The 24,844-nt window shown below is 64.6% G+C and carries 22 protein-coding genes; 12 read left to right on the top strand and 10 right to left on the bottom strand.

The genetic code is table 11. The features are described from left to right. Positions 1-332: 332 nt before the first annotated feature. The 3 genes from A39O_RS36175 to A39O_RS36170 form a co-directional block, all read right to left on the bottom strand. Positions 333-1,034, bottom strand: a complete 702-nt coding sequence (locus A39O_RS36175) for a PIN domain-containing protein (protein WP_020503425.1) — start codon at positions 1,032-1,034, stop codon at positions 333-335. Further along, positions 1,031-1,288, bottom strand: a complete 258-nt coding sequence (locus A39O_RS0104035; protein WP_020503424.1) for a FitA-like ribbon-helix-helix domain-containing protein — start codon at positions 1,286-1,288, stop codon at positions 1,031-1,033. Before A39O_RS0104035 ends, A39O_RS36175 begins: the two co-directional genes overlap by 4 nt. Before the next feature lie 824 nt (positions 1,289-2,112). Then, a complete protein-coding gene (locus A39O_RS36170) occupies positions 2,113-2,862 on the bottom strand; it encodes a S24 family peptidase (RefSeq protein ID WP_020503422.1) in 750 nt (249 codons plus the stop codon). A 200-nt stretch (positions 2,863-3,062) separates the two neighbouring features. Between A39O_RS36170 and A39O_RS0104020 the strand changes: the two genes are divergently transcribed. After that, on the top strand, positions 3,063-4,604 hold the full coding sequence (locus A39O_RS0104020) for a hypothetical protein (protein ID WP_020503421.1): 1,542 nt from the start codon (positions 3,063-3,065) through the stop codon (positions 4,602-4,604). A 425-nt stretch (positions 4,605-5,029) separates the two neighbouring features. On the opposite strand, the gene A39O_RS31880 is transcribed toward A39O_RS0104020, so the two are convergent. The 5 genes from A39O_RS31880 to A39O_RS0103995 all read right to left on the bottom strand — a co-directional run bounded on the left by A39O_RS31880 (position 5,030) and on the right by A39O_RS0103995 (position 9,595). After that, positions 5,030-5,230, bottom strand: a complete 201-nt coding sequence (locus A39O_RS31880) for a tRNA(His) guanylyltransferase Thg1 family protein (protein WP_020503420.1) — start codon at positions 5,228-5,230, stop codon at positions 5,030-5,032. 16 nt (positions 5,231-5,246) lie between these two features. Next, the gene (locus A39O_RS0104010) at positions 5,247-5,693 is read right to left on the bottom strand and encodes an AAA family ATPase (protein WP_040527073.1); all 447 of its coding nucleotides are present in this window, start codon (positions 5,691-5,693) and stop codon (positions 5,247-5,249) included. Positions 5,694-5,786: 93 nt separating this feature from the next. Further along, positions 5,787-6,092: a hypothetical protein gene (locus A39O_RS0104005; protein ID WP_020503418.1), complete on the bottom strand. Its 306-nt coding sequence runs from the start codon at positions 6,090-6,092 to the stop codon at positions 5,787-5,789. Positions 6,093-6,147: 55 nt separating this feature from the next. Further along, positions 6,148-7,344 (bottom strand): RtcB family protein, encoded by a 1,197-nt coding sequence (locus A39O_RS0104000; protein ID WP_020503417.1) that lies wholly within the window; start codon positions 7,342-7,344, stop codon positions 6,148-6,150. A 673-nt stretch (positions 7,345-8,017) separates the two neighbouring features. Next, entirely contained in the window at positions 8,018-9,595 is a 1,578-nt protein-coding gene (locus tag A39O_RS0103995) for a vWA domain-containing protein (RefSeq protein ID WP_020503416.1), read from the bottom strand. Positions 9,596-10,187: 592 nt separating this feature from the next. On the opposite strand from A39O_RS0103995, the gene A39O_RS0103990 reads away from it, so the two are divergent. The 11 genes from A39O_RS0103990 to hisC all read left to right on the top strand — a co-directional run bounded on the left by A39O_RS0103990 (position 10,188) and on the right by hisC (position 21,627). Then, the gene (locus A39O_RS0103990) at positions 10,188-10,646 is read left to right on the top strand and encodes a MerR family transcriptional regulator (protein WP_020503415.1); all 459 of its coding nucleotides are present in this window, start codon (positions 10,188-10,190) and stop codon (positions 10,644-10,646) included. Between the two features lie 15 nt (positions 10,647-10,661). Further along, positions 10,662-13,127 carry a VIT domain-containing protein gene (locus tag A39O_RS31875; RefSeq protein WP_020503414.1) on the top strand — a complete coding sequence of 822 codons (2,466 nt, stop codon included), beginning with the start codon at positions 10,662-10,664 and terminating at the stop codon, positions 13,125-13,127. 142 nt (positions 13,128-13,269) lie between these two features. After that, positions 13,270-14,166 carry an ABC transporter ATP-binding protein gene (locus A39O_RS0103980; RefSeq protein ID WP_020503413.1) on the top strand — a complete coding sequence of 299 codons (897 nt, stop codon included), beginning with the start codon at positions 13,270-13,272 and terminating at the stop codon, positions 14,164-14,166. Beyond that, the gene (gene mlaE, locus A39O_RS0103975) at positions 14,167-14,994 is read left to right on the top strand and encodes a lipid asymmetry maintenance ABC transporter permease subunit MlaE (RefSeq protein WP_020503412.1); all 828 of its coding nucleotides are present in this window, start codon (positions 14,167-14,169) and stop codon (positions 14,992-14,994) included. 18 nt (positions 14,995-15,012) lie between these two features. Further along, positions 15,013-15,483, top strand: coding sequence for an outer membrane lipid asymmetry maintenance protein MlaD (mlaD, locus tag A39O_RS0103970; protein ID WP_020503411.1), 471 nt, complete (start codon positions 15,013-15,015; stop codon positions 15,481-15,483). Next, entirely contained in the window at positions 15,480-16,094 is a 615-nt protein-coding gene (locus A39O_RS0103965) for an MlaC/ttg2D family ABC transporter substrate-binding protein (RefSeq protein WP_026199148.1), read from the top strand. The genes mlaD and A39O_RS0103965 overlap by 4 nt, the downstream gene beginning before the upstream one ends. Continuing rightward, positions 16,091-16,432 carry an STAS domain-containing protein gene (locus A39O_RS0103960; protein WP_020503409.1) on the top strand — a complete coding sequence of 114 codons (342 nt, stop codon included), beginning with the start codon at positions 16,091-16,093 and terminating at the stop codon, positions 16,430-16,432. The genes A39O_RS0103965 and A39O_RS0103960 overlap by 4 nt, the downstream gene beginning before the upstream one ends. Before the next feature lie 87 nt (positions 16,433-16,519). After that, on the top strand, positions 16,520-17,788 hold the full coding sequence (gene murA, locus A39O_RS0103955) for a UDP-N-acetylglucosamine 1-carboxyvinyltransferase (RefSeq protein WP_020503408.1): 1,269 nt from the start codon (positions 16,520-16,522) through the stop codon (positions 17,786-17,788). A gap of 14 nt (positions 17,789-17,802) precedes the next feature. Then, the gene (hisG, locus tag A39O_RS0103950; protein WP_020503407.1) at positions 17,803-18,510 is read left to right on the top strand and encodes an ATP phosphoribosyltransferase; all 708 of its coding nucleotides are present in this window, start codon (positions 17,803-17,805) and stop codon (positions 18,508-18,510) included. A gap of 392 nt (positions 18,511-18,902) precedes the next feature. Next, the gene (gene hisD, locus A39O_RS0103945; protein ID WP_020503406.1) at positions 18,903-20,222 is read left to right on the top strand and encodes a histidinol dehydrogenase; all 1,320 of its coding nucleotides are present in this window, start codon (positions 18,903-18,905) and stop codon (positions 20,220-20,222) included. A 313-nt stretch (positions 20,223-20,535) separates the two neighbouring features. Beyond that, positions 20,536-21,627, top strand: a complete 1,092-nt coding sequence (hisC, locus tag A39O_RS0103940) for a histidinol-phosphate transaminase (protein WP_020503405.1) — start codon at positions 20,536-20,538, stop codon at positions 21,625-21,627. A gap of 368 nt (positions 21,628-21,995) precedes the next feature. Here hisC and A39O_RS0103935 read toward each other — a convergent pair whose 3' ends face one another. After that, a complete protein-coding gene (locus A39O_RS0103935) occupies positions 21,996-22,541 on the bottom strand; it encodes a DUF2934 domain-containing protein (protein ID WP_020503404.1) in 546 nt (181 codons plus the stop codon). Positions 22,542-22,768: 227 nt separating this feature from the next. Continuing rightward, positions 22,769-24,841, bottom strand: coding sequence for an EAL domain-containing response regulator (locus A39O_RS0103930; protein ID WP_020503403.1), 2,073 nt, complete (start codon positions 24,839-24,841; stop codon positions 22,769-22,771). Between the last annotated feature and the right edge of the window lie 3 nt (positions 24,842-24,844).

The raw sequence follows: 24,844 nt of genomic DNA, 5'->3' as shown, positions 1-24,844 counted from the left end.
AAGATGAGAGGCTAGCCAGTTCGGCGGCGGCAGGCAAGACCCGCGCTTCGTGTCCTACCGCGCCACGGCGGGGGTGGCCTGGAAACGCGCCATGGCCCGACCTGGTCTTGGGTCCCGGCGCCTGGCCGGTGCGGTGGTGTTGTCGGAGGGTGTGAAGTCCGATATTGCCGGNGCGATGCGGTGACGGGCGCTTGGCTTGGCNGGTAGGCGCCAAGGCTGAAGCCTTGGACTCCAGCACGTGCTCCGGCTGGCGTCCGCGCTTCGGGATGCGGCATTTCCATGTGTTGGCACCGGTCTTGGTCGTGCCGTGAGGCGTCGCGGCCGATCAGCGGCTAAAGAAGGATCTCGTCGATCGTGTTGGCGGTGAGGACTCGCTCGGACCAGGTGAGTAGGGTGTCGGCATCGGCTTCGCTGATGCGTTGTTGGGTCTCCGGCGACAGCGGGCCGAATTTGAGGGTGAGTAGCCGCGTCAACATTCGGGCTTCGCCGCGCGTTTCGCCGCGTGCTTCGCCGCGTTCTTCGGCCATGCGTTCAATGCTCATGACATAGGACATCTTTTTTTGCTCCTCGAGTGCGATCAGTTCGCTTCGCAGTTCTTGTTCAAAGGCCGGGGGCAGCCGCAGCATCCAGTCGATGAAACGCAGGAGGGCCAGGATGTCGTTGCGCCCGTAACCGGATTCATAGAGCAGCCAGATGTAGCGTACGGCAATGGCGCCAATTTGGGCGTCTTCGACTGAGATTGGCCGCCCCAAGCGCCGCGATTCGGTGATGATGGCCCCATAGCGCATGGCGCAGTCGCAGTCGAAAGCCAGGCAGCGTTGCTCAAAATCCTTTAGCACGACCGCCGCGGCAGCCGTGAGTGTCGTCTTACGCCGACCCTCGGGCAGTATCCCGATTCCGGTTTCGATCTCGGCGCGCGTGACTGCGGAGATGAATAAACGGCTGGCGACTTGGCGGTCGAGCCAGGCAATGACGGCCGGCTCCGGTTCCCGTTTCATCCATTCAGAGACGACGTTGGTGTCGAGCAGGATCACGGCTCGTTGTCTGCGAATGTGAGGGCGGCACGCGGCTGCGAGCGGGTCGGGGGCGGCAATTCGGCGCCCCCCGAGACTTCCAGCACGCGCTGATGCAGGCGGGTGCCGAGATTGGTCTCGGCGACAGGTGGTGCCAGGGCCTCACGCAGGATTCGTCGCGCCTCTTCCTCCATTGAGCAGCCGCGTTGCGCGGCGGCGACCCGCAGTCGGGTCTTGAGTGAATCGTCGATATTGCGGATCGTGAGCACTGCCATGGGCAAGTCCCCGTAGATGACTTCAATGATTGCACTGTAGACAATGCGTACACTTGGGGCAAGCCCAGCGATCTGAACCGTTGCCCGGGATCGGGTTGATGTCGGTCCGTGCGAACCTGGATGTACACATCGAAGCGGCGGGTCGCCGCAGAGGCCATGGTTGGTCGAGGCGGAAATCGCCTTAGGTCATTTCCGGGAACGGATCTACCGATGTGTTGGGGGGCGGCTAAAGTCGCCCCTACAGTCGCCCCGATAGTCGTCCCGATAGTCGTCCCTGATCGCGGTGGATGGGGTGCCCGGAACGCGCAGGAGCCAGCGACGTGCCCATCCGACAGGGCTAGTGCAACACTGCCTCCAGGCTGTCGGCGGTAAGGGTCCGCTCGGACCAGTGCAACAGGGTATCGGCGTCGGCGGCGGCGATGCGTTGACGTACCGACTCGCTGGGGGGACCGAATTTCCATGCTATCTGGCGCAGGAGCACGTTGGCTTTGCCTTGTTCGATCCCTTGTGCGATTCCTTGTTCGATTCCTTGTTGTCTCCCTTGCTCGATATAGCGGTCGATNAAGGTTTGCATGATGGGGTCTCCGGTTCGGGTCTGTTGCAGGAGCAGGCGGGCGTCCTGCTCGTCCACTCGCTGGGTGCCTTGGACGTAGTAACGCAAGAGGGATTCCAGCATCTCCAGCGCCGTGGTCTGGTCNTCGATCTGTTCGATGAGGGCGAACAACTCGCGCAGCCGCTCAATGGGTTGATCGCTGAAAATCCAGCTCCGGTGACCGGGGCGACGCGACCGGAGGTCGAGGCTGTAGCGGGCGGCGGCGCCGCGTTCAGATCGTGCCGCCGCGCCACAGGACCCGGCCGATGACTTGGACGTGTACGTCTTGGTCTGCTGGCGGGATCGTCTCGTCCGGATAGCGCCCCCGATTCTCGGAACGCAGGATAAGCCCGCCATCATAGCGGCGATAAAGTCTCCGGACGCGCAGTTCATGGGCGTACCGAATGGCGAAGATCCCACCATCTTGAATCTTTTGCTCGCCAAGATCGACGAGCAGCACATCGCCCTGACGAATCGACGGCTCCATGCTGTCTTCCTGCATGTAGAGGACCGCGGCATGCTCAGCGCGGAGTCCTGATCGGCGCAGCCACTCGGTGTCAAGCACCAACGGCGGTGTCTCCGCTTCGAGCACAAGCGCTCCGCTCTCCTGCGACAGGCCGATTTTCCGTCTGGGAATCAGCGTGTACCGATCGGTTGGCAGGTCGAACGGGTGCTGGACGCGGGCGGTCGTCGAGGGGGGCGTGGAAGGCGCCGGATAGCCGATCATCGGCTCGGCGATCGCCAATTGACTCATGTTTTTAGGCGCGCTGGGCGGTGTGATCGAGTGCGTATCGTCGTCGGCAAGCAGGTGGTCCAGCGTCCAGCCGAGCGCGTCGGCAACCAGCTTCTGTCGGCTTCTTGGAATGCCTCGTTTCTTCCAGTTGTTGAGGTCCTGGCTGCGGACGCCAATGCGGGCCGCAAACGCGGTCAGCGATTCACCACGCGCGCGGATTTCAGTCTCGACTTTGACCATGGCCGTCATGGCTGTGAAGTCTCAGGGACGACGGCTGTGCCGACAACAAACAAAAAGTTGAAAAAATAAACAAGACGAGCAATTATGGGCTTTCCGAGATGGGTCAGCCATGGTCCGAGCGCCACCGGTCGGGTGGGTGTGGATCGTCGCAACCCAGCTTTCTGAGCGGGAAAGCCGCACATTCCAACCGCACCGCAGGAGATGCCGCAATGGGGGTCTATGTTCACCTGAGTATCTGTCCCGAAGGGATCGAACCGACTGCCTGGAAAGACTTTTATCGCCAGGCACGGGAGTTTTTCACCGGCCATCCGTATGGTTTGTGCGGGTTGCGTCGAGAGCGCATCAAGGGGACGTCGCGGCTGGTCTATTCACGCCAGCTCGAGCACGAGCCCGACGATCCGGCTCAACGTCATCTGCGGATCAGCGGAGACCTGGCATCGATGACGAATGCCGAGAGTTTCTGTTTGTACGAGGATATCGGCCACTACCGTACCTCCTCTCAGCCTGATGACTGCACCGATTTTTTGCACAGTGTGATCGAAGGAGACCACGGGGTTGCCGTATTCTCCGAAAAAACTCAAGGCCGTCCTTATCACTTTGCGGTGCTGGCTGTGGCGATCCTCGCCGAGGGGCTCTTTCCCGGCCGCGCACTGGTCAGTGGTGACATCAACCTGGACCAATGCCGAGAAGCGATGGCGGCGCTTGAGGAGCAATGCGGAATCTGTGTCCCGCTCCCTTTATTGGTCGACGTTGACCGCCTCTATGCGGCACTGGTTGCTCCGGCGCCTTCCCTGGAGGCAATCGTTGGCTATGTTTATGCGGCCGGTGCCAATCCGGAGGATCGCATCAGGGTGCTGCAGCGGCACCTGCCGCGGGAGACACTGTTGGATTGGCTGGCCTCGCAGCTTGGCGAGTACGATGGCGCCGTGACGCTTGGCGTCATCCGCACCTTCAGGGATTGGCTCAACGCGGTTGGTGATCTCGAGGGGCTGATCGATGCGGCCTGCTTCAGGTCAGGAGGCCCCAAGTTGGCACCAGACCAACTGGCTTCGGCTTTGGTGACCACCGGTGTAACGCTGGATCCGCAGCGGCTCGATGGACTCGATCGACTGGACCGGCCGGCAGCAACCCCGGATAGCGTCTACTCACAATTTGGCAACGCCATGCTGGATATGATGGGTGCAAGTGCGCGCAACTGTCGGTATCGACTCGGCGTCGCGGCAGTGGTCGCCTGCCTGCGTGAGCGGTTTCCCGATCAAGGCGATGCCTGCCGCGAGCTGATCGAACGCAAAACGGTAGCGCTTGTGCAGCAGCTTGGAGACCTTGGGGCTTGGGCGACGCGCACCCGTGATCATGCGGACAGCGACGCGGAGACCGGCGATGGCGAATCCTTCGTCCGGCATTTGTCCGGTGATCCGCTCTCGCCGGGTCAGGAACTGGTTCTGGATACCTTTGGCGCCCGACTCGGGCCGGTCTGGGCGGTCTGGCAGAGTGGCCTCGTCGAGCGCGTTGGGAACGCTGTTGAGGCGCGTCACCGATTGCTGCTGCGCGCCGCTGAACACAGGTCGCTGGCTTTGACTGAAAACGGTTGGGCATGGATCGATGTTGAGCGGGATGTCGAGATCCTTGACTTGCTGCTCTTGCTGATTAGCGAGCACGACAACGCGGAGATTTTCGTCAATGTCCGCCGCGGACTTCTTGAGCATCGCGACCTTTGCTATGCCTTAAGAAAGCGGATTGCTTGTGGCTAACCGGCGACGACGACCTGCGCAAAGCGGACGAGGGACTATACTTGTCATTGAGCGAAGGAGATTTCCGGGAATAAACATCCCGACTGCGCATGCCTGTAAGGCCCCGGAAGGCTAGCAGCCTGTCGGACTTTAGGCGATTTCCGAATAAGACGCTATCAAGAATCAAGCTCCGTAGGAGCCCGCTTGCGGGCGACGTGACCTNCCGGAATCGCGTCATTGTGCCCCNCCCGTCGCCCGCAAGCGGGCTCCTACGGGTTGGATTTTTCGCAGAAATCACCTTACGTTAGATTGTGGAGCAACAAAAAGCCTTTATGTTGACTCATACCCTAATTCTAGGGGCTAAGTCCGACAGGCTGCTAGAGGGGCGCCTGTAGGGGCGACTTTAGTCGCCCCGCCAAGTAGGAAGGTCCTTCCCGGAAATCGCCTCAGTTTAAGTGCGCCAGCCGACCCTCAGCAATTCCAAAGCGGCTGGTGGCCGCCATCAGGTCATGAAAGCCCCGGTCGAAGGGCGCCTCGAAGTCGCAGACCTCGTGGGTCAGTCGGGTGAAACTCCGGCCGTCCAGACGGGCCACGATCTGGAAGCCCGGTGGAATCGGGGCATCCAGCGCCGCTTCGAAGCGACGCATTCGAGTCTCCAGGTCGTCACTGCGCACGATCGATCTCCAACAGTTGGAATCCGTCATCCTCGCTCCAGACCTCGATCAGGGCATCGAATCCTTCCGCCCAGTCGGGTGGTTGCCACTGTCTCAATGCGCTGCGGAGCGCATGCTCCGGCACCATGGCTCGCCCGGTGCGGGCCGCATTGCGGGTAATGGCCTCCGCGAGGGCGATGTGGAAACGATAACCCACCACCCGAAACCGGGCGGCCCGCGCCGGGGCAATATAGCGGGCGCGATGCTCCGGGGTCAGGTTGGTATTGTCCACCACGAAGGGCTGCTTGGCCTCCAGACAGGCATTCACCAGCAGCGACTCGCGGTGCCTGGTCCGCAGCATATCCAGGTTGATGCGTAGATGCGTATCCACGAACCGCTCCTTGAACAGCCTGGATTTGCCGGCGGCCGGGATTCCGGAGAACAGGATCATTTCCATCATTGGAGCGTGTGAGCGCCCCGCGGGCCAGCAATCAGATATCCCTGCACCCAGGCCGAGCCGCTGACGTTGTCTCCGGGGGTTGGTCGCCTGTCATCTGGGAACAGGTGCTCCGGAACGAACATGACCACCAATGTCAGCCTGCAGCCAGTCCCACGCATCCGCATCGTAGTTTTCATCGTAGAACCGGGTCCGGTCGAACGCGATGGCCCAGTCCGCGAATTTCCGCCACAGCCCTTCCGATATCGGGTAAGACGGGTCCCAGGAGGCCCCGTCGCACTGCATTAAGCCAACGCCGCCTTGGTCGGGACGATTGACAAGCCACAGGAAGGGCGCCATGCCGTAGTCCGGCATCACGGTGAGAATGGGAACGAAGGGCAGGGGGTCGGTGTTGCTCATGAGAAGATCTATCGCTTTTCCAAACGGTAGTTCCTTAGGGAGTCCGCTAGCCAGATTACCCCTTCACGCAAACGACTTGCTTCAGGGTATGCACCACCTCCACCAGGTCCTCCTGGTTGGCCATGACCTGGTCGATGTCCTTATAGGCGCCGGGGATTTCATCGATCACGCCCTTGTCCTTGCGACAGATGACCCCGGCGGTCTGGGCGGCCAGGTCCGCGACGGTGAACTGGTGCTCGGCCGCGGTACGGCTCATCCGGCGGCCGGCGCCGTGGGCGCAAGAGTGGAAGCTCTCGGGGTTGCCCCGGCCGCGCACGATGTAACTGCGCGCCCCCATGCTGCCGGGGATGATTCCCAGATCCCCCTCGCGCGCCCGGATGGCCCCCTTGCGGGTGACCCAGACGTCTTTTCCGTAGTGATGCTCCCGGTCCACATAGTTGTGGTGGCAGTTGACCGCGGCCATGGTCGCCTGGAAGGGGGGCAGGTGCCGGGCCAGGGCCGCCAGGATCAACTGCATCATCTGGTCGCGATTCTCCCGCGCGTAGGCCTGCGCCCAGGAGACCGCCGCCACATAGTCATCGAAGTGCTCACTGCCTTCCGGGAAATAGGCTAGATCCCGGTCCGGTAACTGGATGAACCAACGCTCCATGTCCTGCCGGGCCAACGCGATGAAATAATGGCCGATGGCGTTGCCGATGCCCCGGCTGCCGGAGTGCAGCATGACCCAGACCTGGTCCGCCTCGTCCAGGCAGACCTCGATGAAGTGGTTGCCCCCGCCCAGGGTGCCCATCTGGTTCACCCAGTTGGAGAAACGCCCGAAGGCCTTGAGCAGTTGCGGGTGCTTCGCGGTCATGGCGGTGAGTTGGGCATCAAAGGGCCGGGCGGCCGCGATCAGCGCCCGATCATCCTTGTGCTGGGCGCGGCCGACCGGTACGTCACGGCTGATCTGGTCGAAGATCTTTTTCAGTGACTTTTCGTCGAGGTCGTTGGCGTTGAGCGAGAGACGCACCGCCGCCATACCGCAGCCGATATCCACCCCCACCGCGGCCGGGATGATCGCCTGATGGGTGGCGATGACCGAGCCGATGGTGGCGCCGATGCCGCCGTGCACGTCCGGCATGGCTGCCACATGGCGGTGGATGAAGGGCAGCTTGGACAAATTCACCAATTGCATCCGGGCGTAAGGCTCCAACTCGTCAGTCCAGACTTTGACGGGCTTCTCGCCCTCGGTGATGACTTGCTTGATGGGCATGGTTGCCTCCTGGGTCCGCTCATGCTGTATGACCGGACCAGCGGAAAAAGGTGGCAGCGACAAGGATGTCGACGTTTGGGCACAAGGCCCCCATTGCTCTACCGTCTGAGCTACACCGCCCGCGCGGTGGCGGGGTTCGAACCCGCGACACATGGCTCCCAAAGTAACGCCGACGGCATTCGCTGCCGAAACCGAACAAAAAAAGGCGACGACAAGGTGGCTGACAGGATCATGGTCATGCCCTCCGTTAGGGCGGACTCCCCGGCCCGACCGGGGCGAAGGACTCGAACCTTCTAATGGTCAATGGACTGCCGAACCGCATTCGTCGCGACATCGTTGCCCCATGGGCGGGACAAGGGATTGTTGAGAGACGGGATGTTTTCAAGACATGTACTCCCAACCGCATTCCCGCCCGTGGGGCGAACCTGTGACAACTTCATCAACTGTTGCCCCAAGGGCGGGACAAGGATGGCCGAGAGGAGTGGTCATGATTAGCAGTCATGTACTCCCGACCGGCATTCCCGCACCCAGGGCGAACCTTTTGCACCTCGGCCTTGATCGTAATCCCGGCCGACGGCGTGCGTAGTCAGGGCTTCCAGCCCTGACCGTGTCAGGCCAGGATGGCCTGACTACGCACCCGGCGAGACCAAGTGGCCGGAAGCTTTATCGAGACCTACACCTCCACCGCCTCGATGGCGGCCACCCAGTGTTCTCCGTTGTGCTCGCCGCGCGCAAAGCGTCCCAAGACCTCGAACACGGCATCGGAGAATCCGCCGATGTTGAGGATGTCCGCACGGCTCACCACCTGGCTGCCGGCATAGGGCTGCAGGTCCAGGCACACCAGTCGCGCGGCCGGGTTGCGGGCGCGGAACGCTTCCCACTGGCGCAGGGTCTCGGTGGCGCCGACGGGGCGGCTGTCCATCCAGGACGCATTATCCGAGCAATAGACCACCAGATCGCCGCGGGCCTGCCGTGCGTTGAGCCAGGCCAGGGGCAGACTGGTGTTGGTCCCGCCACCGCCGGTCCGTGCCAGAAGCTCCGTATTGGTGGTCACGCTGTCCCGCGGGTTGAGCGCCAGCGGCCAAACCTGGTCGTCGAAGGCGATGATCTGCGCCGACGGGTTGCGCCGCAGGATCGCCGAGGCAATCAGCGCCGCGGCATCCCGACAGGTCACCTTGCTGGTCGCGCCCCGGCGCCAACCCGTCACCGGCGCCCCCATGGAGCCGGACACATCCGGGAGGACATAGACCTTGCCCGCCGGCACCGGCACATTCTCCAGTGCGATCTCCATGGCGTCCTGCAGGGCGTCGCGCAGTTCGATCGGTACCCGCTCATCCAGCGCCCGCCAGGTGGCGAGCAACTGGAAGGGGAACACCCGGGCACGGCGGATGGTTTCACCATCCCGCAACCGGGCCGCCAGGTCCAACACCAGGCCGTCGCCTGCCTCCTCCCCAAATACGCCATGCCGGGCAAAGGTATTGAGGTTCATCCGCAGGGTCTGCCAGGACGCCCGGCGGGCGATCTCGCTCCACTGTGCCCGGCCCAGCGGGAGGGCGGTCAGCCACTGGAAGTTCACGGCCGGCAGCGCTGCCTCCTGATCGCCGGCGGCCAAGGCTGCCTTGTATGACTCATAGGCACGCACCTGCTCGGGCAGTTGTTCGGCCACGATGGTCCGTCCCAGGAGCCAACCATAGAAGGCCTCGCGTTCGAGATTCACCGGCCGTGGATGGACCATCTTGATGATGTCCGCCAGGGACGGCGATTGCCCCACCGCGTCATTCATGAGTTGCGCGACGGTCCGCCCGTCCAGCCACCGCTGGACCATCCGTTTGGGCGCGGAGCCCAGGGACTTGCGGCCGAGCACGCCGGAACGCAGGATCTGCACGAAGTTGCGCAGCATCCGGCCGTTGTCGATCACCTGCTCGAAGGCACGGCGGGCCAATTCCGGCGAACTCAGGGTCAGCAGGGCCACCAAGACCGCCGGGGTGTCCTTCATATATCCATGTCGACGGGCGAAAACCGCGGTCTGCGCCACATAGCGCGGGTCCACCTGACGCGCATAGTCCAGGAGGGCGCCAAGCTGCGCCTGTGCGTCCACATAGAAGGCGTTGCCGAGGCTGCCGGTCATGACCAACTGGGCCAAGGCGGCCTTGGGCGGCAGGGCATAGGCCAGGCCCCCGGCCTCATTGACGGTGTCGGCGGCCGGCAGCAGCGGGCCCCGGCTGGATGCGAAAACTTGCTTGTTGGCCATCGTTTCCCCCTTCCCGCGCTGATCGCGCCTGATAACGGACACGGCAAACCGTGCCCGGACGGCGGGGGAGCGATGAACGGAGGCCCTGTGACCGGTTCTCTTGCTACCCCGCCAGATCGACTGACGGGGTTGCCGGTCAGACGATCAGATGGTGTCGGACGTCGTAAAGTCGAGGTTTGGACGACGATAGCGCCCCGGTTTGCTCGGCCGCGGGTCCTGTGGGCGATTGTTCGCCGTGATTGTGTTGCACCGGCCGTGAGACATTGCGTTCATCCAGGCAGCACTGGACCGACCGCCAAGACAGGCGGCTGACAGTGCGACGATGGAATGGACAGGACGTTGAATGCTCACGGGATCCTAAACGATTGACTGAAAAAGCCGGGCGAGATACCCGACGAGGACACGGAATTTACGCCGAACATCCGTCGGGTGCAACTGGCGTCAAGCGCGACGTCACGGTGTTATCGCCTTCGTACTTGATATCCAGACAGGGGCGGGTTTGAAACCCGCCCCTACGCCCGACGGTTGTCGCAGTTTTCGACCACAGGCGATATTAAATCACTTGTTTAACGACAGTGCAAGTGTTTTAATAATGCCCATGACAGACGTTGCCGTCGCTGAACCCAACTACCCGCTCTCCGAGCTCTGCGTCCTCGCCGATCTGCCCGCGCGCACCGTGCGCTATTACATCCAGATCGGCCTGGTGGACCGGCCTGAAGGGGAGACCCGGGCGGCCCGTTATGGTCCCCGCCACCTGGAGCAACTGCTTCAGATCAAGAAATGGACCGCGGCGGGGGTGTCACTGGAGCGTATCCGCGCGCTGCTGCAAGGCGAGCCACCACCGGTGCCGCCACGGCATCAGGCGTTGGGATCGGTGAGCGTCTGTAGTCATCTGGTGGTCGCGGAGGGGGTGGAGGTGGTGATTGACCCAGGGCGGGCGGGGCTGACCCCCGAGCAGGTGCGGACCTTCGTGCAGGGCGTGATGGCGGCCTTCGCCGCGGTGACCGGGCAGCTAGCCGCGGACGTGGCCGCGAAGCAAGAACAACAGTAAGGCAGGGGCGAGACGATGGAACAGGAAGCGCATGCGCGGTTGGAGAGTCGGGATGGTCGGCCGGCGATGCTGGAGGGCCTGGTCGCCACCGGCGATCTGCGGGGTCTGTTGCTGGAAATGTCCGTGGAACAGCGCTTCCGTAATTCCGCCAAGACGAACATGGAGGTGATCTATCGCTTCCCGCTCCCCTGGGGTGCCGTGCTGCTTGGGGTCGACGTCATGCTCAACGGGCAACACCTGACCGGCTCAGTGGTCGAGAAGCGCCAGGCCGAGGCCAACTATGAGACGGCCCTGAGCCAGGGGCAGTCGGCCATCATGCTGGAGCTTAACCACGACGGCAGCTACAGCCTGAACCTGGGCAACCTGCCGGCGGGCGAGGTCTGCCGGATCACCTTGCGCTACGCCCAAGTGCTCCAGTTCGCACAGGATGGCCTGCGTCTGCTGATCCCCACCGTGATCGCCCCGCGTTACGGGGACCCGGTGCGCGATGGCGGGTTGCAGCCCCACCAGGCGGCAGAGTCCGACCTCTTGGCGGCCTATCCGTTCGAGATTCGTCTGCGCCTGCACGGCGGCCTGGCGCGGGCGCGGGTCGCCTCACCCAGTCACCCCATTGCCGTGGGTCGGGAAGAGCGCGCCGGCGCGGAGGTGCTGGGGGTGTCGCTGGCCCGGCAGGGCGCACTCGACCGGGATTTCGTGTTGGTGATCGACCAACTGACCCAGTCGTCCATGGCCGTCCTGGCGCGCGACCCGGTGGCGGCGTCCCTTTCGGAGCAGTCGGGGCAGTCGGATCAGGTCGTGGTGCTGGCGAGCTTCCTGCCGCGGATGCCGGTGCAGACCCAAGGTCAGGCCCTCAAGATCCTGGTGGACTGCTCCGGGTCCATGGCGGGCGACAGCATGGCCGCCGCGCGGCGGGCCCTGCAGGCCGTTCTGCTCCAGTTGGGGTCGGCGGACCGCTTCTCCCTGTCGCGCTTCGGCAGCACCGTCCTGCATCGCTCGCGGGGGCTGTGGTCGCTGACCGAGGCGAGCCGACTGGCGGCGCAGCGTTGGGTCGGCGGGCTGGAGGCGGATCTGGGCGGCACCGAGATGGCGGATGCTCTGGTCTCGACCTGTGCCCTGGCGCACGGCGGCGACAGCGATCTGTTGCTGGTCACCGACGGGGAGATCGAAGCGATCGACCGGCTCATCGAGACCGCCCGGGGCACCGGTCACCGGGTCTTCGTGGTGGGCATCGGCGCCAGCCCGGCGGAGGCGCATGTGCGCCGTCTGGCGGCGGCGACCGGCGGGGCCTGCGACTTCGTCGCCCCGGGCGAGGCGGTGGAACCCGCGGTGCTGCGCATGTTCGCCCGGCTGCGTTCGCCGCGGCTGACCGAACTCAGCCTGGTCTGGCCGGAGGGCCAGATTCCGATTTGGGTGTCGCCACTTGAGACCGCCATCTTCGACGGCGACACGGTGAACTGCTTCGCGGTGTTCAGGCAATGGTCGCCCGGCACGATTCGCCTGCTGGGCGTCGGCCCGAATTCGACCGAGGCCCAGGAGGTCGCTTGTGCGGTTCTCGCTCCCGCTGATGAGCCTCAAGGTACGCTGATCCCGGCGACGGGCGACGCCCTCGCGCGTATGGCCGCCATGGCGCGCATCCAATCCCGGTCGGCAGCGGACGCGGTCGACCTGGCCGTCGCCTATCAGTTGGTCACGGACCGGACCAACTTTCTGTTGGTCCAGGCCCGGGCCGAAGGGGAGATGCCGACGCGGATGCCGGATCTCCACCAGGTTGCCCAGATGGTTCCGGCCGGCTGGGGCGGGCTGGGGTCGGTCGCCAGCCCAGGCGGCCGGTTCTCCCTGGCCCGGGCATCCACGGCCGAAGGTTGCCCCAGCGATGCGTGGCCACCGCCCCCGGCATCGGTGATCGAGGACGACATCGTGCTGTATCGACGTGCGCGGTCTGCCGGGCCGAGCGCCCCGACAGACGATGACCTGGATTCGCTGGACCTGCCCGCCTTCGTGGGACCGGCCGTCGATGACTGCCGGCGGTCGGGAGCAGGTCCAGGGCTGCCGTCTGACGCGCATCCTGGCCGAACGCCGCTGGCCCTCTCGAATTGGTTACGCAAGACACCCCGCAAACGGTGGCCGAGAACCTATCGGGAGCTCGCCGCCATTAGCCTCGGTGCCGAGGTCCTGGACTGGTTGGAACTGGTCGTGGCCGTCAGTGATCCCGGACCCTGGGAGGAGCAAACGGTCGTCACCACCTTCCTCCACTGCCTGTCCAGTGATGAATTCCACACAATACTGGCCCGGCGCGGTCGCATCGCCGACATCGCGCGGGCCATCGTCCAGGGTCTGCACGGGGCGCACGTGGGCCAGCCTGAGGTCCAGACCAGTGATCAGGGTCAGGCAGACCCCGCCCTGGCCGCACACATCCTCACCGCCCTGCGGGGGATCACTGCCGAGCGCTGGCCGGATTCTGTGTTCAGCCTGACCACTTGAGTCACTTGACGCCCCCGCCCAAGGTCTGGACAATGGCGGGTTTATTTGTAGACGCAGCAGCAGGCGGTCCGGTCACCATGGGACGGCGACAAAGTCAGACGATCCCAGTCGTGCGCCCCCCGGCGCACGTCAAGGCCGCGGCATGACCGCGGCGGCGGTTGGTTCCGGACCCGCGCCGGTCTCGGGCGCGCCAACGGATCAGGCGCCGGGAGCCTGCGCCGCGGGTGCGCCCGAGTCCGAGTGCCTGGTGCGCATTCGCGGATTGCGTTTTTCCCATGGTCCGCGGGTGATTTTCGACGATGTGGACCTCGACATCCGGCGGGGGTCCGTCACCGCGGTCATGGGGCCGAGCGGCACCGGCAAGACCACGCTGCTCAAACTGATCAGCGGTCAGTTGCGGCCGGACGCCGGCACCATCGAGGTCGACGGCGAGCCGGTGCATGCACTGCGTCAGTCCGCGCTGTTCGAGTTGCGGCGGCGGATGGGAATGCTGTTTCAGAGCGGTGCACTGCTGACCGATCTGAGTGTGTTCGACAACGTGGCTTACCCGTTGCGCGAACACCTGCGGCTCTGTCCGGCCATGGTGCGCAAGCTGGTGCTCCTTAAGCTGGAGGCCGTTGGTTTGCGCGGTGCGCGCGACCTGAAGCCGAACGAACTGTCGGGCGGGATGGCCCGGCGGGTCGCGCTGGCGCGGGCCATCGCGCTGGACCCGATGATGATCCTCTATGACGAGCCTTTTACCGGCCAGGACCCGATCTCCATGGGGGTGCTGGTGAGTCTGATCCGGCAGCTCAACGACGCGAGCCGCCTCACCAGTATCGTGGTCTCGCACGACGTGCGCGAGACGGCCAGTATCGCGGACTATATCTATGTGATTTCAAATGGGCGGGTGATGGCCGCGGGCACGCCGACGGCGATTGCCGCGGAGCGCTCGGAGTGGGTGCGCCAGTTCATGGACGGGCTGCCGGATGGCCCGGTGCATTTTCATTACCCGGCGCCGGATCTGGCCGCCGACCTGCTGACGTGGGGGGTCGGTTAGATGGCCTTCAAAGCGCTGCGCCGGGGTGCTCGCGCCGTGGTGAACGCGGTGCTGGACCCGGTGGCCGAACTGGGGCGCTCGGGGCTCAAGGCCCTGGCGGGGCTCGGCCGGGCGCATCTGCTGTTCCTGCATATCCTGGCCGGCTCCGCGGAGGTGCTGTGGCGGCCGCGCCTGCTGCTGGCGCAGGTGTTCAACGTCGGTGTCCTGTCCGTGCTGATCGTCGCGGTCTCCGGACTCTTCGTCGGCATGGTGCTGGCGTTACAGGGTTTCTATGTGCTCTCCCAATTCGGCGCGGAAGAGAGCCTGGGGGTCATGGTGGCCGCCTCCCTGGTGCGTGAACTGGGGCCGGTGGTCACGGCGCTGCTGGTGGCCGGGCGGGCGGGTTCGGCCCTGACCGCGGAGATCGGGCTCATGAAGGCCACGGAACAACTCGCCGGGCTGGAGATGATGGCGGTGGACCCGGTGCGCCGTATCCTCACGCCGCGTTTCTATGGCGGTCTGATCTCGATGCCGCTGCTGGTGGCCCTGTTCAGCGCGGTGGGGGTGCTGGGCGGTTATTTCGTCGGCGTCGGGTTGCTTGGGGTCGACGACGGCGCCTTCTGGAGTCAGATGCAGTCGAAAGTGGATTTTCGCGAGGATGTGGTCAATGGAGTGATCAAGGGCCTGGTGTTCGGCGTGGTCGTCACCTGGATCGCCTTGTTCCAGGGCTACGACGCGACCCCGACCTCCGCCGGGGTGAGCCGCGCGACCACCCGCGCGGTGGTCCATGCCGCGCTCGCGGTGCTGGCGTTGGACTTTGTCCTGACCGCCCTGATGTTCGGTAACTGACCTTCGGAAACGGATTCAATGGCCAAGCAACGCAGTATCGAAGTCCTGGTTGGCGCCTTCATGGCCGCCGCCCTGGTCGCCCTGTTCTTCCTGGCCATGAAGGTCAGTAACCTGGGGACCAGCCCCACCGCCGACGGCTACCGCGTGACGGCACGCTTTGCCAACGCCGGGAGTCTCAAGGTGCGCGCCCCGGTAAGTATGGCCGGCGTGCGGGTGGGGCGGGTGGAGGAGATCCGCTTCGACAAAAAGACCTACGAGGCCGTGGTGACCATGCGCATCGAGAATGGCGTCGACACCATTCCGGACGACACCTTCGCCAACATTTTTACGGCCGGTTTGCTCGGCGAGCAGTACGTCGGTCTTGAACCCGGTGGCAGTGAGGATTTCGTGCGCGACGGCGACGAACTCACCCAGACGCAATCGGCCCTGATCCTCGAGCAAATGATTGGTCAATTTCTCTTCAGCAAGGCAGAGGAAGGCGGAAAATGATTACCAGACGGCATTTTCTACTGTTCGTAACACTCATGGTGCTACTCGGGGGGGCGGTCGGCGCCGCCGCGGAGGATGCCAGTGCGTTGGTCAAGCAGACCGCCGAGCGGATGCTCAGCGCGCTGGAGGCGCGCCGGGCCGATGTGAACCGCGACCCGGCGCTGATCTATGGCATGATTGACCAAATCCTGGCGCCGCACTTCGATTTCAAGAAAATCACCCAGGGTGCGCTCGGCCAGCATTGGCGCGCAGCCACACCAACGCAGCAGCAGGCGTTGATGGACGGCTTCAAGCAGGTCCTGGTCCGCACCTATGCCCGCTCCCTGCTCAACTATTCCGGCGAGGAAATCCGTTACCTGCCGGTGAAGCCGACGGGTAAGGACAACACGGTGATCGTCCCCACCGAGGTGCGGGCGCCGGGCTCGACCCCGATCCCGATCGACTATCGGATGTACAACAGTGGCGGCGGCTGGAAGGTGTTCGACGTGATCGTCAACAGCGCGAGCCTGGTCAGCAATTACCGCAGCAGTTTCTCCACCGAGATTCGGCAAAACGGGATCGACGGCCTCATCACCAAGCTGGCCGAGATGAACCGCAAGGGTCAGGGGTGAGCGCCGCGGCCGACCGACGGGCCGCCGGCGCGGGTGCTCGCCTGGTCGCGGCGGGCGAGGGGCGGGCGCGGGTGGAGGGGGCGATGGATTTCGACACTGTCAGTCCGCTGCTGGCCGCGGGCGTTGCCCTGTTGAAGCGCGGCGGCAGCCTGGTGATCGATCTGGGCGGTGTGACCTCAGCCAACAGCGCCGGCTTGGCTTTGCTGCTGGAGTGGCTGGATCTGGCACGCTCGCGCCAGGTCGCGCTCAGTTACCTGAATCTGCCCGACTCTTTGGCGCGTATCGCCGAACTTTCCAATCTCCAGTCACTCTTGCCGATTGCGGTCGATGGACTTTAGCCGCAGGCCTGCGGCCGCGGGCCTCCCGGCAGACCGCCCGCACGACCGACGATTCCAGACTCAACTCAGACCGGACGCGATCTCCTGATGGACAAACTCCTGATTACCGGCGGCACCGCATTGCGGGGCGAGGTCCGTGCCTCCGGCGCCAAGAACGCGGCCCTGCCGATTCTGGCCGCGACCCTGCTGGCCGGCGGACCGGTGACCCTGACCAATGTGCCGCGCCTGCGCGACATCTCCACGACCCTGCAGTTGCTCGGCCGCATGGGTGCCCATCTGACCCAGGAGACCGACGGGGTGGTGCGGGTCGAGCCGCGCACCCTCACCAGTTGTGCCGCCCCCTATGATCTGGTGAAGACCATGCGGGCGTCGATTCTGGTGCTGGGGCCGCTGATGGCGCGCTATGGTCATGCCGATGTGTCCCTGCCCGGCGGCTGCGCCATCGGCGCCCGGCCGGTGAATCTGCACATCGACGGCCTCAAGGCGATGGGCGCCGAGATCACGGTGGAAGGCGGTTACATCCGCGCCCGCTCGGAACGGCTGCGTGGGGCGCGGCTGATGATGGACATGGTCACCGTGACCGGTACCGAGAATCTCATGATGGCCGCGGTGCTGGCGCAGGGCGAGACGCTGATCGAGAACGCCGCCCGCGAGCCTGAGGTCATCGACCTGGCAGGCTTTCTGACCGCCATGGGGGCACGCATCGAAGGCGCGGGGACGGATCACATCCATATCCAGGGTGTGGATCAACTCGACGGGGCGCACTATGCGGTGATGCCCGACCGCATCGAGACCGGGACATTCCTGGTGGGCGCGGCCATGACCGGCGGGCGGGTGCGGGTCTGCAACACCCGCCCCGACTGCCTGGACGCGGTGCTCCAGAAACTGCGCGAGTGCGGTGCTCAGGTCAGCACGGGCGAGGACTGGATCGAAGTCGACATGCAGGGCCGGCGGCCGCGCGCGGTCGACATTCATACCGCTCCCCACCCGGCCTTTCCGACCGACATGCAGGCGCAGTTCTGCGCGCTGAACAGCATCGCCGAGGGGGTCGGCGTGGTCACTGAGACCATTTTCGAGAACCGCTTCATGCATGTGCTGGAACTTCAGCGGATGGGGGCGGATATCCGTATCGACGGCCATCTGGCGATCTGCCGCGGGGTGGAACGGCTGACTGCCGCCCCGGTGATGGCCACCGATCTGCGTGCCTCGGCCGGCCTGGTGCTCGCCGGACTGGTCGCGCAGGGCGAGACGCTGGTGGATCGCATCTATCACCTGGACCGCGGATACGACAACATCGAGGCCAAACTCGCCGGACTCGGCGCCGTGATTCGGCGCACCTCCGCGGCGGTGACCTGAGGGGATCGAGAGCCATGGCTGAAGCGAAGGACCTTGGGACTCAGGGTGCGGATCGGATCGGGGAGGGTAGGCCCCTGGACCTGGACGCCGACCTGACGATTGCGTTGTCGAAGGGGCGCATCTTCGATCAGACCCTGCCGCTGCTCGCGCAGGCGGGTATCCACCCGCTGGAGGACCCGGAAACCAGCCGCAAGCTGATCCTGGACACCAGCAACCCGCGGGTGCGGTTCGTCATCATCCGCGCCAGCGACGTGCCGACCTATTGTGAGTACGGGGCGGCTGACCTGGGGGTGGCGGGCAAGGACGTGCTGTTGGAGCACGGCGGGGAAGGGCTCTACGAACCGCTGGACCTGCGCATTGCCCGCTGTCGGCTGATGGTGGCCGGACCGCCCAGTTACCAGGTTCCGGCGTCGGGACGTCTGCGCATCGCCACCAAGTACGTGCGCAGCGCCGAGCGCTATTTTGCCGCCAAGGGACTGCAAGTGGAGATCATCAAGCTCTACGGCTCCATGGAGCTGGCGCCCCTGGTGGGGCTGGCCGACCTGATCGTCGATCTGGTGGAGAGCGGCAACACCCTCAAGGCCAATGGGTTGGTGCCGCTGGAGCACATCTGCGACATCAGTTCCCGGCTGGTCGTCAACAAGGCCGCCTGGAAGATGAAGCACGCCGCCGTCACCGCGTTGCTCGGCGTGCTGCGGCGGGCGGTCGCGGAGGGTGATTGAGTAGCGAACTATAGCATTCGGACGTGATAACCGGACGTAGGGGCGGGGTTCAAACAGCAATTCCAAATTTGGGCGGCACCGCGCGACCTCTGGTGGATGCGGCGCGCGCGACCGCCGTGCCGAGTCCCTGCCACCGAGCGGCGCGCCTTATCCACCCTACAACGGAGCCGGTTTCGTAGGGTGGATAAGCGCAGCGCATCCACCATCGGCCTCGCTGCCGACACGCTGTTGGCGGCGGCCACCCAAATTCGGAACTGCTGGGGTTTCAAACCCGCCCCTAGATCAAGGGTATGTCTGGACATCAGGTACAAAACCTATACTCTGGATAAGAAGTCAAGAACAAGTGACATACGAACAAATCGTCGTCGTCCGTTCCCGAGGAAGCAAGATCAATGACGCAAATCAGACGCCTTTCCACCGCTGACGCGGGCTTCAGCCAGTCGCTGGCCGCCTTGCTGGCCTGGGATGCGGCCGCCGATGATCAGGTGCAGCAGCGGGTCGCGGCCATCATCGCGGAGGTTCGCGGTCGCGGCGATGCGGCCTTGCTGGAATTGACGGCGCGCTTCGATCATTGGACGCCCACCGGTGCCGCGGACCTCGAGATCCCCCGCAACCGGATGGCGCAGGCTTGGGATGTCATCCCGAGCGATCAGCGTCAGGCCCTGGAGGCCGCCGCCGGCCGGATCCGCGCCTACGCACAACGCCAGCGCCTCGCGTCATGGGACTTCACCGAGGCGGACGGCACCCTGCTGGGACAGCAGGTCGCGCCGCTGGATCGCGCCGGGCTCTATGTCCCCGGCGGCAAGGCGGCGTACCCGTCGTCGGTGTTGATGAACGCCATCCCGGCCAAGGTTGCCGGGGTCGGTGAACTGATCATGGTGGTTCCCACCCCGGGTGGTGAATGGAACGATCTGGTCCTCGCCGCCGCGCACTGTGCCGGGGTGGACCGCGCCTTTGCCATTGGCGGGGCTCAGGCAATTGCGGCCCTGGCTTACGGCACCGCATCCGTCCCGGCGGTCGATAAGATCGTCGGTCCCGGTAATCTCTATGTCGCCACTGCCAAACGGGCCGTTTTCGGGCAGGTCGGCATCGATATGATTGCCGGCCCGTCCGAGATCCTGATCCTGTGTGACGGCGCCACCGATCCGGACTGGATCGCCATGGATTTGTTCTCCCAGGCCGAACATGACGAGGACGCCCAGTCGATCCTGGTGGCCTGGGACGCCGACTTCCTGGAGCGCGTGGCGGCGAGCATCGAGCGGCTGCTGCCGACCATGGAGCGGCGGGCGATCATCGCCGCGGCCCTGCGTGAGCGCGGTGCCCTGATCCTGGCGCGCGACCTGGACGATGCCGTCGCGGTCGCCAATCAGGTCGCCCCGGAGCATCTGGAACTCTCGGTGGCGGACCCGCGAGCGATCGTTGGCCGCATCCGGCATGCCGGGGCCATCTTCATGGGCCGCTACACGGCCGAGGCGCTGGGTGACTACTGTGCCGGACCCAATCATGTGTTGCCGACCTCCCGGACCGCGCGCTTCTCCTCGCCGCTGGGCGTCTACGACTTCCAGAAACGATCGAGCCTGATCATGGCGTCCCGCGCCGGTTCCGCTGAACTTGCGCGCATCGCCGCGGTGCTCGCACGCGGCGAAGGCCTGACGGCCCACGCCCGCTCGGCGGAGTATCGGGCCGGGGCCGAGTACCCTGTTGCGCCTTGAGGAACGGTTCCAGACCGGAGTCCAAGGCTTTACCGTGAAAGTCGCGCGGCGACCCGGTGGGAGCGGCGTCCCGCCGCGATGGGGCCGGGCGTGTCGCTGCACCGTTCAAGGTCACCGCGGCACCGCATCGCGGCGGGACGCCGCTCCCACGGGGGCCATTCATCGTGCCCCAAGGGCGATGTCTTGCGTGGGGAGCCACCGGCTAAAGCCTCGGCCTCCGGTTAAGGGGGCGTGCATCGATCGGTTATTTGTTCTTCTTTGCGTTCATTCGCGGCCATCCCTTGTTCTTCGGGTCGTCCGCTTCGAGGTCTCGATGGAAAACACACCCCTAGCCACTCTGATCGACCAGTTGGTCCGTCCCGAGATCCGCGCACTCGGTGCCTATCATGTCCCGGACGCCCAGGGTCTGATCAAGTTGGACGCCATGGAGAACCCCTATACCTGGCCGGACGCGCTCAAGTCCGAGTGGCTGGAGGTGCTGCGCACCGTCGCTCTGAATCGCTATCCGGACCCCCAGGGCACCGTGGTCCAGGAGCGTCTGCGCGAATCCATGGGCATCCCGGCGGACATGGGGCTCTTGCTCGGCAACGGCTCGGATGAGCTGATCCAACTGCTTGCGATGACGGTGGCGCGACCGGGTCAGAAAGTGCTGGCCCTGGAGCCGGGGTTCGTCATGTACCGCATGATCGCCCTGTTCACCGGCATGGACTATGTGGGCGTGCCGCTGCGGGACGACGATTTTTCGCTCGACTTGCCGCGGGTGCTGGACGCGCTGGAGCGTGAACGTCCGGCTCTGACCTATGTCGCTTATCCCAACAATCCCACGGGCAACCTGTTCGACGCCGATGCGATTTGCCGGATCATTGCCGCCGCGCCCGGTTTGGTGATCGTGGATGAGGCCTATGCCCCATTCACCGACTCAAGCTTCCTGTCGCGTCTGGGTGAGTGGCCGAACCTGCTGGTCCTGCGGACGGTCTCGAAGATGGGTCTGGCGGGTCTGCGCCTGGGCTATCTGGCCGGACCACCGGCCTGGCTCCACGAGTTCGACAAGACCCGTTTGCCCTATAACATCAATGTGTTGACCCAGGCGTCGGCGGCCTTTGCGTTGCGTCATCGTGACGTGCTCGATGCCCAGACCCAATTGATCCGCGCGGAGCGCGACCGTCTGTTCAGCGCCCTGACCGCGCTGCCCAGGGTGCATCCGTATCCAAGCGATGCCAACTTCATCCTGATTCGCCTGGCCGCGGGTTGCGCGGACACCGTTTTTTCAGGCCTCAAGCGGCGCGGCGTACTGGTCAAGAGCCTCAATGGAGCCCACCCCCTGCTGCACGACTGCCTGCGCGTCACGGTCGGATCAGCGCAAGAGAATCAGTCGTTCCTGACGGCCTTGGCCGCGGAGATCTGAGGCGCACCGTAAGGTGATTTCCGCGAAAAATCCAACCCGTAGGAGCCCGCTTGCGGGCGACGGGTGGGGGCACAATGACGCGATTCCGGCAGGTCACGTCGCCCGCAAGCGGGCTCCTACGGAGCTTGATTCTTGATAGCGTCTTATTCGGAAATCGCCGAAAGTCCGACAGGCGGCTAGGGGCGGGTTTAAAACCCGCCCCTACATGCGTGTCTGTCCGGATATCCGGTACGAAGGCTATAGCATCGTTGTCGTTGTCGTAATCGAGGTTATCGCCGTGCGTCGGATTCTCTCGCAAGCCAATTGCCGGCGCTGCTCCGATTACGACAACGACAACGACTGTGTTGAACGTGTTCTTGACGCGTTACTTATCGACTCCCGAAGATCTCTTTGGCCTTCGCCGTTAATTCATCGATCTCGCGTTCCGCATCGGCCCAATCCTGCGCGTCGTAGCCTTCCGCGAAATTGCGTTTCTCAGACCGGTAATACGCGGCTTCACGGATCATGTCGAGCCGTTGTTCCGGCGTGACGTTGGCTAAGTGCTGAAGACTGACCGGCTTATCTTCCAGCGGTGGTTGGGGTTTGCCCGCGGTCGGCTCGGCCCGCTTGGCGGGTTTTTTCGGCGCTGTCTTGGATGACGCGGCGGCCGGCTGCGTTGCGGCTTTCGCGGGTGCCGCGGCGGCCGCTGACTTGGCGGCGGCGGCCGCCGCCGCGGCCTTGGTCAGCGCGGGTGCCGGGGCTGGCGCGGACGGCGTCGCCGCGGTCGCGGCAGTTTTCTTCGCGACCGACTTCTTGGCCACCGGAGTGGCCGCGGGTGTCTGCGTCGTGGGTGCGGCCGGCTTGGCCGCAGTCTTCTTGGTCACGATCTTCTCGTTTGCCATGTCGCTCGCCTCGTAGAAAATGCTTGGCGTCATCGCCGAACAGGGGGTCGATCGCGTACCCGACTGGGTCGGATCGGTAGGGGCCGACTCGCATCGCTCGTTGTCAGGTAGATAGAATACACGTGTTTGCAGCGACTCGGCCAATGTCCTGTCGTTTTAGTCGGGTCAATCCGGTTCTGCATCCGGTCGCGGAACTGGGGCGGTGCGGCAGGCCGGGCGCCCGGTGGCGGTTCGGCGCGCCGATGGAAAACGGCGCTTTCTCAAGTCGCCATCTCCAGATTGGTCGAGGGGCGTTGCAGGAAATTCCCCTGCACATAATCCACCCCCGCGGTCCAGAGGATGGTGAGTGCGCGGGCGTCCTCGACTCCGGTCACCACACTTTTCACGTTGAATTCGCGCGCCAGATTCGCCAAGGCCAGCAGGCGTTGTTGTTTGTCCTTGTCGTCGGCGAGACCCTGGGTGAACTCAGGACGCAACAAAATGAAATCCAGGGAGAGTCCCTGCAGCAGCATCTGCGGGTGGTCGGTACCGCCGAAGCGATTGATCGCGATCCGGCATTTGATTTTCTTAAGGCTTTCGACGAGTCGACTCAGACTTCCCAGGTTGCCGTCCACCAGTTCCTCCTGAATGACGAACGTCAGCCAGTTCCCGCGGACGTCGAATTCCTGCAGGCAATCGCAGATCCAGATGACGGCGCCCGGATCGCGGAACGTGTCTTCCGCCAGATTAATGAAAAAATTGAAATTCCGGCCGGCCTGACGGTGTTCGTGCATGGTCTTGACGGCGTTGCGGATCGCCCATTTGTCGATCCGCTCGATCAATCCGCTGCGAATCGCGGGGACGATGAAGTCCTTGGCCTCGAGCAGGTCCCCGGATTCATCGATCAGGCGCACCAGGACAGTGTAGTTTTCCTGGTTGTCGCCCATCAGACTGACGATCGGCTGATAGACCAGGATGAAGCGATCGTTGTCCAGGGCGGACTCGATCTTGCTGGTCAAGGGATCTTCGCCCTCGATCGTTGGTTGCTTGTCGCGGGCGGCCAGGGATGTGGGTTCCTGCATCCCCGCACGGGTGATCAGCACGGTGCCGCCAAGGCAGGCGCGGTAGGCATCGTCAAGCACCTCCTTGGGGTCGGCGGAGGGTCCGGAGACGACCACATAGCCCACGTCACAATCGGCCTCAATGCGGGTCTTGGCGGTTTGGGCCGCGGGTAGACGCACCTCGGCACGGATGCGTTCAGCCAGGGTGTGCGCGGCGGTTTCGTCAAGCTCCGGGACCAGGAGCCCAAAACCGTCGTCGCTGACCCGGGCCAGCACGCCGAGTTCACCACACACCAGGGCAAGCGGTGCGGCAACGGAGCCGATCACTGCCACTCCCTGGGTCAAGCCGAGGGTGCGGAGCAGGTCGGCGGCACCGCGCAGGCGGATATAGAAGAGTGTGAAGGGTGTCGCGGGCCGACCCTCGTTCCCGAGGGCCGTCGCGATGGCCGCGATCAGGGTGGCGGTTCCCGTGATCTCGTGCAGGTGGTCGGCGCTGTCCGTGGCGGGACCGGTCGAACGGTCGGCGGTGCGGACGATGAGACGCAAACAGGGCTCGCCGTCGCGCTCGGCGGGCGCGGCGAAGAGGGTTCCGCGGAAGTTGCCGGCGTCGGCCCGTACGAAAATGGTCGGGATTTCGGCCAAACCCTGGGCCTCGGGGGTGGTGCGCGTGCGCAGGAAGTCGCGCACCGCCGCGCGCTGGTCGGTCGCGATCAGGTCCAGGAACGCGGCGGACTGGAGGTCGTCGACCGTGGGGAAGCGAAACAAGCTTAGATAGGCGGGGTTGGCATGCACATGCATCCCGTCCTGGATGAAGGCGACTGCTTCGCCGGTGGTTTCGACCAATTCACGGGCGCGCGACTCGCATTGCTGGAGTCGGTGGGTCAGGTGTCGGACCTGGCGGCGGACGTGCAGATCGGTTAATTCGCGACCCACCACGAGTTGCAGGTGTTCAACGTCCTCGCGGTCGGTGACGTCGCGCGCCCCGGCGCGCAAGGCCTTGATCACGGACTCTTGATCGCCACGGTGGTCGGCCACGACGATCAATGGGACATCGGCCGCCAACTCGCGGTGGCGAGTCAACACGGCATCGAGATCCACGCTGGGGTCATAGCTGCAACAGATGATCAGATCGCAAGCCCGGCGCTCGACCAGTTCATCGATCCGGTCCGCGGTGGCGGTGTACATCCCGCGCACGGGCAGTCCGCCGTTGCGCAGGGACGTGATCAGGCGTTCCGCCTCGTTGGGCTGGGAGGTCATGACCAGCAGGATGACGGGTTGGGCTTGCGCGAGCATGCT

Source organism: Lamprocystis purpurea DSM 4197, assembly GCF_000379525.1.
In the GTDB taxonomy this organism is placed as follows: domain Bacteria; phylum Pseudomonadota; class Gammaproteobacteria; order Chromatiales; family Chromatiaceae; genus Thiodictyon; species Thiodictyon purpureum.
Note: the sequence above shows the minus strand (reverse complement) of the source record. Positions and strands in the feature narration are given on the sequence as shown.